12 protein-coding genes are annotated in these 9,304 nt (G+C 40.2%); 8 read left to right on the forward strand and 4 right to left on the reverse strand.

What is annotated here, in order from left to right:
- The coding region (locus tag VK080_RS04560; RefSeq protein WP_324223585.1) for a copper homeostasis protein CutC at nt 1-288 on the forward strand (288 nt) is incomplete at its 5' end.
- Between the two features lie 379 nt (nt 289-667).
- Here the strand turns inward: VK080_RS04560 and VK080_RS04565 are convergent.
- The 3 genes from VK080_RS04565 to VK080_RS04575 all read right to left on the reverse strand — a co-directional run bounded on the left by VK080_RS04565 (nt 668) and on the right by VK080_RS04575 (nt 3,653).
- Nucleotides 668-1,810: an XRE family transcriptional regulator gene (locus VK080_RS04565; RefSeq protein WP_324223586.1), complete on the reverse strand. Its 1,143-nt coding sequence runs from the start codon at nt 1,808-1,810 to the stop codon at nt 668-670.
- 36 nt (nt 1,811-1,846) lie between these two features.
- Nucleotides 1,847-2,569, reverse strand: coding sequence for a DUF5986 family protein (locus VK080_RS04570; RefSeq protein WP_324223587.1), 723 nt, complete (start codon nt 2,567-2,569; stop codon nt 1,847-1,849).
- Between the two features lie 418 nt (nt 2,570-2,987).
- Nucleotides 2,988-3,653 (reverse strand): HAD family hydrolase, encoded by a 666-nt coding sequence (locus VK080_RS04575; RefSeq protein WP_324223588.1) that lies wholly within the window; start codon nt 3,651-3,653, stop codon nt 2,988-2,990.
- Between the two features lie 177 nt (nt 3,654-3,830).
- Here VK080_RS04575 and VK080_RS04580 point away from each other — a divergent pair, with 177 nt between their 5' ends.
- The 7 genes from VK080_RS04580 (at nt 3,831) to VK080_RS04610 (ending at nt 8,761) form a co-directional block, all read left to right on the forward strand.
- A complete protein-coding gene (locus VK080_RS04580) occupies nt 3,831-4,784 on the forward strand; it encodes a sugar-binding transcriptional regulator (RefSeq protein ID WP_324223589.1) in 954 nt (317 codons plus the stop codon).
- Nucleotide 4,785: 1 nt separating this feature from the next.
- Nucleotides 4,786-5,220 carry a transcriptional regulator GutM gene (locus VK080_RS04585; RefSeq protein WP_324223590.1) on the forward strand — a complete coding sequence of 145 codons (435 nt, stop codon included), beginning with the start codon at nt 4,786-4,788 and terminating at the stop codon, nt 5,218-5,220.
- A gap of 12 nt (nt 5,221-5,232) precedes the next feature.
- Nucleotides 5,233-5,793: a PTS glucitol/sorbitol transporter subunit IIC gene (gene srlA, locus VK080_RS04590; protein ID WP_324223591.1), complete on the forward strand. Its 561-nt coding sequence runs from the start codon at nt 5,233-5,235 to the stop codon at nt 5,791-5,793.
- Nucleotides 5,794-6,828, forward strand: a complete 1,035-nt coding sequence (gene srlE / locus VK080_RS04595) for a PTS glucitol/sorbitol transporter subunit IIB (RefSeq protein WP_324223592.1) — start codon at nt 5,794-5,796, stop codon at nt 6,826-6,828.
- Nucleotides 6,829-6,844: 16 nt separating this feature from the next.
- A complete protein-coding gene (locus tag VK080_RS04600) occupies nt 6,845-7,210 on the forward strand; it encodes a PTS glucitol/sorbitol transporter subunit IIA (RefSeq protein ID WP_324223593.1) in 366 nt (121 codons plus the stop codon).
- Between the two features lie 65 nt (nt 7,211-7,275).
- Nucleotides 7,276-8,076, forward strand: a complete 801-nt coding sequence (locus VK080_RS04605; protein ID WP_324223594.1) for an SDR family oxidoreductase — start codon at nt 7,276-7,278, stop codon at nt 8,074-8,076.
- A 34-nt stretch (nt 8,077-8,110) separates the two neighbouring features.
- Nucleotides 8,111-8,761, forward strand: a complete 651-nt coding sequence (locus VK080_RS04610; protein WP_324223595.1) for a transaldolase family protein — start codon at nt 8,111-8,113, stop codon at nt 8,759-8,761.
- A 283-nt stretch (nt 8,762-9,044) separates the two neighbouring features.
- Here the strand turns inward: VK080_RS04610 and VK080_RS04615 are convergent.
- Nucleotides 9,045-9,304: phospholipase D-like domain-containing protein (locus VK080_RS04615; protein ID WP_324223596.1), on the reverse strand; the 260-nt coding region annotated here is incomplete at its 5' end.

A 9,304-nucleotide genomic window follows, 5' to 3' on the forward strand; every position in this document is an offset into this window, starting at 1 on the left:
GAATGTCTGGCCGGTTATCCCCAGGTGAAACGCATTTTAACGTCAGCCGGACAGCAGCCGGCACCTGAAGCCCCTCAGAAAATGAGGGAATTAATGCAGCTTGCAAAGCAAACACATTTGGACATCATGCCAGGCGGGGGATTGAATGGGAGTAATTTCCAGGAATTTTATAGTGAAACAGAACCAAAAGAAGTGCACTTTGGTTCTGGTGTACGTGAAGGTGGAAGTTACTTACAACCCATTGATAAAGCGAAAATGGATAAGATTAAAGGTGTATTGAGATCGTAAGGATCTTTCCTTAGACAGGTAGTTCAAAAAGTCTGAAAAATGAGGAGTATGGTGATTTTGTCAACTCAGTTCACCAGGTGGTTACTCAAACAGCAATGATCGAAGTTGAAGGTTCAAAAACTCGTTGAGCCAATAAAGGAGGGCGTCCCATTATAAAAACCGGTCAGCCTGGGCATCAAATAAATCCAGTTCATCAGCGGTTCCGAATTTATTACTGATGACGGCATAAACGTGCCTAATTAATTCAGTGATTATAAAACAATTACAGAGAGACTGTCCAGTAAGGAAAACTTCAGGTCAGTCTCTCGTTGTTTTATGATCACAGGAACAGTATAAAGCTAAAGATGTAATGAATGTGTTTTGAAAGATACGCACTGGATCAAATTTTCCTTTTTAGCTCTAAGGTTTTTTTATTCTCTGTGTTTACATTTAGTGTTCCGGGACTAAGATTTAATACTTCCTCGATTAAGCCCGGAAACATTTTTAATTCTTTAATTATTTGTATGGGTTTAATGGTGCCATCATCTAATAATTCAGTCACTGCTTGTTTCAACATTCCTGGATTGGAGGGTTGTAATACATTATCATATGGTTCTGCTTTTCGCATCTTTTTACGGGAAATTTGCTTCTGTAAGTATTGATATTGCGTGTATTTAATCAAATTCAGGTGGTAGCTTCGTACAATCATTGCATTGATGGAAACCATCCAATATTTTTTCAAATGGACATATTCTTCCAGCTTCGATTTATATATGGTGGATATAAATGCTTCCCTTGGCAATAATAGCGCAGAAGCGAAATAGTCTGCTTCTTTCTCCATTCGCCTTTTTTCATCAGGTTCCAAATCCGTATCTTCCTCAATCCAGCTGTGCATCAATAAATGACCAAATTCATGGGCTGCATCGAATTGCCTTCGAACGGCGGATTTTTTATTTTTAGCTAAAAGCATAAAACAATAATCCTGCCCATTTATAACTTTTTTTTGGCTATAGGCATCTAAGTCCTGCGTATTCGTCAAGATGCCGGATATGAAAATGCCGTTTCGTTCTAACTCAAAAATGAGATTATGAATTGGTTCGCCGCCAATCCTCCACAAGTTTCTTACGTTTTTGGCCAGCTCTTCAATTTCCTCTTTTCCCCAAGATTCCTTAATCGGTACATCGGGTATATTTAGCTTTGGAAATTCAATATATTGCTCTAAAAACTGTTGTCCGTTAAATAAAAAATCGACTACTTGCAGCTGGCCATTTAATTGTTTTTTACTTACATTGACTTTTGACCTGAAAAAGGTGTAACTGTTATATCCTATATCTTTATCAAATGAATAAAAAAATTCACGGGGGAAATTGAGTTTATTGACAAGTTTGAACATCGTTTCTATTCGTGGTGTGATTTTGCCTTGTTCATATTGGGATATTGCTTGTTTTGTTGTATTAGTCGAATGTGCCAATTCAGATATAGTGAGACCACGGAAAATTCTGGCTTGTTTTAATTTACTAGGGTTGAATTGATTCACTTCCATGGTAATACTCCTTTTCGTTTGAATGTTTCATAAATATTAGCGACCCTGGTGTTTTTCGTGGTTTTTCCGTTTCAGGATATCTTTATACTTGTCTTCCCCGGATTGTGATGCATCATCACTGGCAGCGTGTGGATCTGAATGAGATTCTTCAAACCCAAGCTCTATAAAGTTGCTCCATTTATTTTGGTCTATCCAACTATTCATATCAAATGCAGGAACTCCAATCGCAATATCGGTAAGATTCTCCTCTCTATCAGTAACAAATGTTATGAATACTAGTGTGTTATATTCAAATTCTTGTTCAAGCTGGGTGTAATCGAAAATGTTGAGATTGCCATCCCCTTCGAATTTAAATTCCAGTTGGGATGATAATCGCCTATTTACTTTAGCATATTCTTGTATGTATTCCGAAATGTCATCGCCTGGTGATTTAAACATATTTCTCGGTATACTATCGATTGAACCTACTCGTTTTAAAAGAATTAAATTTTTCTTTGTAGTATCAAAAATCATTAATACCTGATATGGAGAACGTCCAGCCGTGATAACACGATGTAAAAACCCTTCTTCCTGGAGGTTAATCAGATATCTGTCCATGTATTTATTGATTTCATCCATTCTTTTATGTCCTAAATGATTTGTTGTAGGTTCTTCAGCGGCAGTTTGTTTGTAATCGGAAAATGATTCGAGTCCGTTTGAAATAACATCAACAAACCCCTTTGCGATATGCCTTTCATAATCAATATCATAATGATTCATCACATCACAACCTTTTGTTTATTTGTAAACAATATTACCAATAATTAACTAAAAGTCAAGTGAAAAATGGATGAACGGGTTTGATCATAGCAACGGGGCAAAACCTTGGATGGAGAGAACATGCTGAAGTAATGTAGCCATTATGAGGATTGATATGTTTGGACATGTCGAATCGTAAATTAATCGTATTTCCCGGGCAATAATTTTGTCAATAATTGTCTCATCTTTCTTCCAATGCCCGATTTTTTTGGCAGTTAAGGTTAAACTGAGTTTGTGCGCAAAAATCGTTAAAAATAAATACAAAGAGGAAAGCCGCATTAAATCTGCGCCTTTCCGGATATCTAAATTGTATCTCTTCAAACCCTTAGACAGAAATTCCACGAGTCTCTTTATTAAACTAGCCCTAAACAAATTTTGATTATTTATCCTTGGCTTTCACTATGTCCAGAACGGCTTCTAATTCCTTATCAGCCATTGAATCCAGTCTGTAATCAACCGGGCAAAAGTCCAAATCACGTGTGATGTCATTAGGAACGATGACACATCTCGCTCCTGCATGTTTGGCTGCTATTGCTCCGTTTGCCGAATCCTCAAAAACTAGACATTCAGCAGTTTGTAAACCCAAACATTTTGCTGCCTGTATATATAAAGCGGGATTGGGTTTGACGGCTTCAACGTCCTCAGCGGTCCTGATGCAGTCAAAGTAATGCAATAGATTCAGGTTTTTTAAGTATTTGCTGACCCACTCATAGTTGGAACTGGAACCCAATCCAAGCTTTAAACCCAGCTCTTTAGCGGTTATCAGATAGTCCTCTACTCCTGGACGTGCCTTCTCCTTCAGTAAACTCGAATGAAGATCGCTTTCCAAACGCGCTTCAAGGTCCTGGTGATCAACACGATGGCCAGTCAATTCTTCCAAGTAGCTAAATGGTGAAAAACCGGTATGGGTTCCGATTTGTTCTTGCCATTTAGAAACCGGCAATTCACTTCCATGGTCTGTAAAAATAGCATTCAATGCTTCATATAGAATAGTCTCAGTGTTTAGAATCAATCCGTCAAAATCAAAAATAATACCTTTTATCATGATGGCTACAGTCCCCTTCTTGTGTTTAATTTAGCTATTATCCTACTACATTTTTAATAAAAAGAAAATAACCAAATATTTTTCGTTGACATTCGACAGAAACGTACTTATAATGAAAGCAGTTTCACTGCACATATGACCATGTAATGCACATATGTGCAATCAAGGAGGTGGCAGATGGATCGGGAAGAGGAACGCTTACTTTATAAAATAGCAAAACTATACTACGAAGAAGACTATACGCAAGCAGAGATTTCATCGAGATTGGGTATTTATCGAACAACGATAGGCAGGATGCTCAAAAAGGCACGTAAAGAAGGTATTGTAAAAATCACAGTACAAAGCCAATTGAATGAACAAATTCAATTAGAGGAAGAAATCTCGGAGCATTTCGATATGAAGGAAGTTATTATTGTCCCTTCAAGTGAAAACGACAATCGTTCCGGCAACGAAGAGGTAGGCAAGGCGACCACCAAGTTATTAAATCGTGTCATTAGAGATGACGATACGATTGGTTCAGCGTGGGGGACCACCTTGGGTACGACAGTGAATCAGCTTCATGATCTGAATTCCAAAAATGTAACGTGTGTACCGCTTGTGGGCGGTCCCGGTGAAATGGAAGTCGACTTCCATGTGAACGCCATTGTGTACAAACTTGCACAGGCTTTTAACGGCGAATCGCATTTTATTGATGCTGCAGCGGTGCATCAATCGAAAGAAACGGCTCAGGAAATACTTAACTCAAATTATATGAATAAAATTCTTGATCTTTGGGAGCAATTGTCTGTGGCAATTGTAGGGATCGGAACACAGTTAAAATCATCAAACTTGATCTGGTCCGGATTTCTTGGTCAGAAGGATCAGAAGGAGTTGGAGGCACATCATACAATTGGCGACATATGCTCACGGTTTTACACGCTGGGTGGTGAATCCATTGCCTCACCGATTTCGGAAAGGACGATTGCAGTTAAGCTGGAAAAGTTACAAAACCTGCGTTACTCGATTGGGATTGCATATTCAAAAGAAAAGGCTAAGTCTATCATTGGCGCAATGCGGGGAAATTTCATTAATACGCTGGTGACGGACGAGGAAACAGCTTTTGAGATTAAAAGATTGATTGAGGAGGGGTGACATGGAAATTCTGCTTATAATGGCCGGTATTATGGTTGCTTGGATTCTGCAGACATTATTGGGATCAACGCAAATTAAAAATTTTAACAAACATTATAACGAATTAAGGTCTCAGGGTAAAGTCTCAATTGGACGGTCAAAAGGAATATTTCGGTCGGGGGTTGTCCTGCTGATGTCCCTTGACAATAAGAGAAGAATCAGAACGGCAAAGAAAATGCAAGGCGTCACGATTCTGGCCAGGTTTAAAGATTATTCAATACTGGAGGGGCAGGACCTTCTCTATATAGACAAAGTGGTTTATAACAAAATGGATCGTTTTAGCAAAAAGGCGTTTGATGAGGCTGTTGAGGTGTATAAGAAAGTATCTAAAGGTGAAGAAATCCCGCCATCCAAGAGTCCGTTCGGTAAGTTAGTTTCAAGTTTCAGTAAATCATAAGGAGGCGTTACGATGGATGCAATTGTAAGTGTAGCAGAAGGCTTTATAGGCCTTTTTGAAGCAGGCGGCGAACAATTTGTCAGTTTTGTAAAAGATATTGTTCCATTGCTTCTTGTATTATTGGTAGCCATGAACTCCGTCGTTCATTTGGTCGGGGAAGAACGAATCAATAAGCTAGCAATGGCTTCATCCAAAAATATCTTGCTTAGATATATGGTTTTGCCATTTGTTGGAACATTTTTCTTGCTCAACCCGATGACATTGTCACTTGGAAGGTTTTTGCCGGAAAAATTTAAGCCAGGTTATTATGCAGCAGCAAGCTATTCCTGTCACTCAATGAATGGTTTGTTCCCGCACGTTAATCCGGCTGAACTATTTGTTTTCCTGGGTGTAGCAGCAGGTATCACTGAACTTGGGTTCGAAACGACCGATCTGGCCCTGCGTTATTTATTGGTAGGTGTTGTAACGAACATGTTCAGAGGATGGATTACCGACTTATGTGTCACCTATGTTGAGAAACAGCAAAAAGTTAAACTTCCTAAAACGTTGAATACAGAAAAGGGTGCTTCGTAAATGGCGGAATATAAGTCAATTATCGTACATGCTGGCTCAGGAGGATTTGGCGGACCATTGACCATTCCAGTAGATGAACAGAAAAACAAGATTGTTAACATCACTGGTGGTACAATGTCTGAGGTAGCCAGAAAGATCGCAGAAATAAGCGGTGGTGAACTGGTGGACGGTTTTAATACGAGTGTGCCTGAAGATGAAATCGCTTGTGTCATTATTGATTGCGGCGGTACATTAAGAGCTGGAATTTATCCAAAAAAGCGAATTTATACCATTAATTTGAAAGCTACCGGTCCGAGCGGGCCAATGGCTGATTTTATTAAAGAAGATATTTATGTATCCGCAGTTAAAACAGACAATGTCTCCCGGGCTGAAGCAGATGAATCAGCCGAATCACCCGCACAGGAATCAGTTGGAGAAACAGAAGAGCAGCAGGAATATCCGCAAGCTGAGGAAACGACAGAAAGAAAATATAACGCCTCACAAAAGGTGAGTGAACAACAGAAGCCGAATTTGATGGCTCGGATTGGCCAATCGGTAGGTAACGTTGTAGGTGTTTTCTATCAAGCCGGTCGTGAAGCCGTTGATACAGTCATCAAAACAATCTTACCATTTATGGCATTTGTTGCGATGCTGATTGGTATCATTACGGAATCTGGGATAGGTGATTTATTTGCGAATTTCCTTTCACCGTTAGCGGGCAGTATATGGGGTCTGATTCTATTGTCAGCGATTGTTTCTTTTCCACTATTGTCTCCATTTCTTGGGCCTGGGGCGGTTATTGCACAAGTTATCGGTTCATTAATCGGTGTTGAAATTGGGAAAGGGAATATTCCTCCCCAATACGCCCTGCCAGCCGTTTTTGCCATTAACTCCCAAGCTGCAGCAGATTTTGTGCCAGTAGGGCTTGGATTGGCTGAGGCGGAACCGGAAACAGTGGAGGTCGGTGTTCCTGCCGTGTTGTATGGACGCTTCTTAACAGGGGCACCAACAGTGTTTATTGCATGGTTAGCTAGCTTTGGCATGTATGAATCTTAGAAAAGGATGATGAATAATGAGTGAAGTCATTTATCAAACAAAAGTTAATAAATTGGGTGAATCTGTAACTGAATTTCTCGATCAAGGTATGTTGATCTTGTTCAAAGATAACGCTCCTCAGGAACTTGCGGAGTTTTGTATTCTGCACTCAGAAAATGATCTTCGTGGTAATATCAAAGTGGGGGACAGCTTTATCATCGGCGAAAAAGCCTATGCAGTGACTGCTGTCGGCAGTGCGGTTAATGAAAACCTTGAAAACTTAGGGCATATCACATTACGCTTCGATAGTGCCGAAGAAGCTGAATTGCCCGGCACCTTGTCACTCGAAAATAAAGACATCAACCAAGTGACCATTGGAGATGTCATCAAAGTAGAAAGATAAAGTCGTTTTATGCGGCTTTTCTTTCTTGATGATTATAGGAAAAAATAGAGATTGGAGTTTGGATTATGAATACATCATGGATTGACCTGAACCAAAAAATTGTGATTGTAACCGGTGGAAATTCAGGCATTGGCAAGCACATTGTACAACGGCTGTTGGATAATAATGCCAACGTTGTTGTTGCAGATTTAAACGTTGAAAACGGTGAACATGAAAATGGTTCTTATACCGTTAAATGTGATGTAACGAATAAAGAAAGTGTTGAAGCAATGGTCAATTATACGGTTGAGCAATTTGGCAGAGTGGATGCATTGGTCAATAATGCCGGTGTGAACCTCCCGAGACTTCTGGTGGATGTGAAAGGTGAGCAGCCAAAATACGAACTGGATGAGTCTGATTTTGATTTCATGACCGGAGTCAACGTTAAGGGACCATTCCTGTGCGCACAGGCAGTCAGCAGACATATGGTTAAACAGGAAAGTGGCGTCATTGTTAATATGACTTCCGAGGCCGGCATGGAAGGTTCTTCAGGTCAAAGCTGCTATTCAGCAACTAAAGGGGCGCTGAATGGTCTTACACGATCATGGGCAAAAGAGCTTGGTAAATATAATATTCGTGTTGTTGGCGTGGCACCGGGCATCAATGAGAAAACCGGTTTAACCACGGATTCCTATAATGAAGCGTTGGCTTACACCAGAAACGTCGGTGTCGAAGAATTGGGAACGAACTATGCAACCTCGATTCCATTAGGCCGGGTTGGCCAACTGGATGAAATCGCTGATCTGGCAAACTATCTGGTTTCAGACCATTCCAGTTACATCACGGGTACGACGATTAACATTTCCGGTGGTAAGTCACGAGGCTAATTGCTTTATCATATTTTTGAAAGGGATGTATTGAATGGAACTGTATTTAGATACCGCCAACTTAAAGCATATCGATATTGTAAACAAACTTGGATTCATGGACGGAGTCACCACCAATCCAACTATCCTATCCAAGGAAGAACGCCCGCCATTTGAATTGATTCAAGAGATTGACAGAAAGCTGAGCGGGAAAATCTGGTATCAGGTAACAGGATTCACAGCAGATGAGTCTGTTGAAGAGGCAACCAAGGTTGCGAATATGTGCCATAATAAGGTTGTCATTAAATTCCCTTTTACACTTGAAAACTTAGAAGGCATCAGACGGGTTTCCCAAAAAGGAATAGAAACGAATGCGACATTGGTTTATTCGATTCCACAAGCTATTTTTGCTGCCAAAGCAGGTGCGACCTACATCAGTCCTTATTTAGGGAGGATTGATGATGCTGGGGGTTCCAGCATCCAATTTATTAATGATGTTAAGCAAGCATATGAAAATCTCGGTTTTTATACGAAAATTATTGGGGCCAGCATCAGAAACTCACAGCATTTGGTGGACTTATCGAAAAATGGCATTGATGCCTTAACCATTTCATATGCCAATTTCGAAAAAATGCTTCATAACACCATGACAGATGCGGGGATGGAACAGTTTCAGGAAGATTGGGATAAGATTAAGAATTTGTAGAAAGGTAAGGTAAGTGGTATTAAGGAGTGTCAGTCTTTCTTTAGAGAATAGGGGCTGACACTCTTTTTATAATATCCTATGCTGATTTATTGTTTATTTTGTAAATTATCTATTTCATCTGCATAGTGGAAGCGCATTGCTTAATTGCTCACCCTGCATGGTTCAGAACGTGCTGCGCCTTCAGCGGCAATTCACTAGGGAGGAGGGTCTGCAGCGTACACCAAATCTTCCGAGTGACAGACTGGCATCTAAGCTACCAACTCCACTCCACTTTTCTCGCAATCTATAAAACAGGTGATATCAAACGTGAAATGGACTCTTTTACTTTAATCGTTACAGAGCGCTCTTGGTAATCTTCCAATGTCAGTTCTTCTGCAAGCTGCATATCGTTTTCAAAAGCCAGACGCAATTCTGCAGTTGTTTTTTGATCATATAAGAAGGCGTTCACCTCAAAATTAAGGCGGAAGCTTCTGTGATCAACATTCGCAGTTCCAACGGATGCGGTGGTGTCATCTACGGCCAGGGTCTTCGCATGGACGAAGC

This window comes from Lentibacillus sp. (genome assembly GCF_035301925.1).
Classification (GTDB): Bacteria; Bacillota; Bacilli; order Bacillales; family Amphibacillaceae; genus Lentibacillus.

Bases quoted from the DNA above. Each gene is read 5' to 3' on its own strand.
- VK080_RS04565 (WP_324223586.1), bottom strand. From the start codon at position 1,810: ATGGAAGTGAATCAATTCAACCCTAGTAAATTAAAACAAGCCAGAATT.
- VK080_RS04570 (WP_324223587.1), bottom strand. From the start codon at position 2,569: ATGAATCATTATGATATTGATTATGAAAGGCATATCGCAAAGGGGTTT.
- VK080_RS04575 (WP_324223588.1), bottom strand. From the start codon at position 3,653: ATGATAAAAGGTATTATTTTTGATTTTGACGGATTGATTCTAAACACT.
- VK080_RS04580 (WP_324223589.1), top strand. From the start codon at position 3,831: ATGGATCGGGAAGAGGAACGCTTACTTTATAAAATAGCAAAACTATAC.
- VK080_RS04585 (WP_324223590.1), top strand. From the start codon at position 4,786: ATGGAAATTCTGCTTATAATGGCCGGTATTATGGTTGCTTGGATTCTG.
- srlA (WP_324223591.1), top strand. From the start codon at position 5,233: ATGGATGCAATTGTAAGTGTAGCAGAAGGCTTTATAGGCCTTTTTGAA.
- srlE (WP_324223592.1), top strand. From the start codon at position 5,794: ATGGCGGAATATAAGTCAATTATCGTACATGCTGGCTCAGGAGGATTT.
- VK080_RS04600 (WP_324223593.1), top strand. From the start codon at position 6,845: ATGAGTGAAGTCATTTATCAAACAAAAGTTAATAAATTGGGTGAATCT.
- VK080_RS04605 (WP_324223594.1), top strand. From the start codon at position 7,276: ATGAATACATCATGGATTGACCTGAACCAAAAAATTGTGATTGTAACC.
- VK080_RS04610 (WP_324223595.1), top strand. From the start codon at position 8,111: ATGGAACTGTATTTAGATACCGCCAACTTAAAGCATATCGATATTGTA.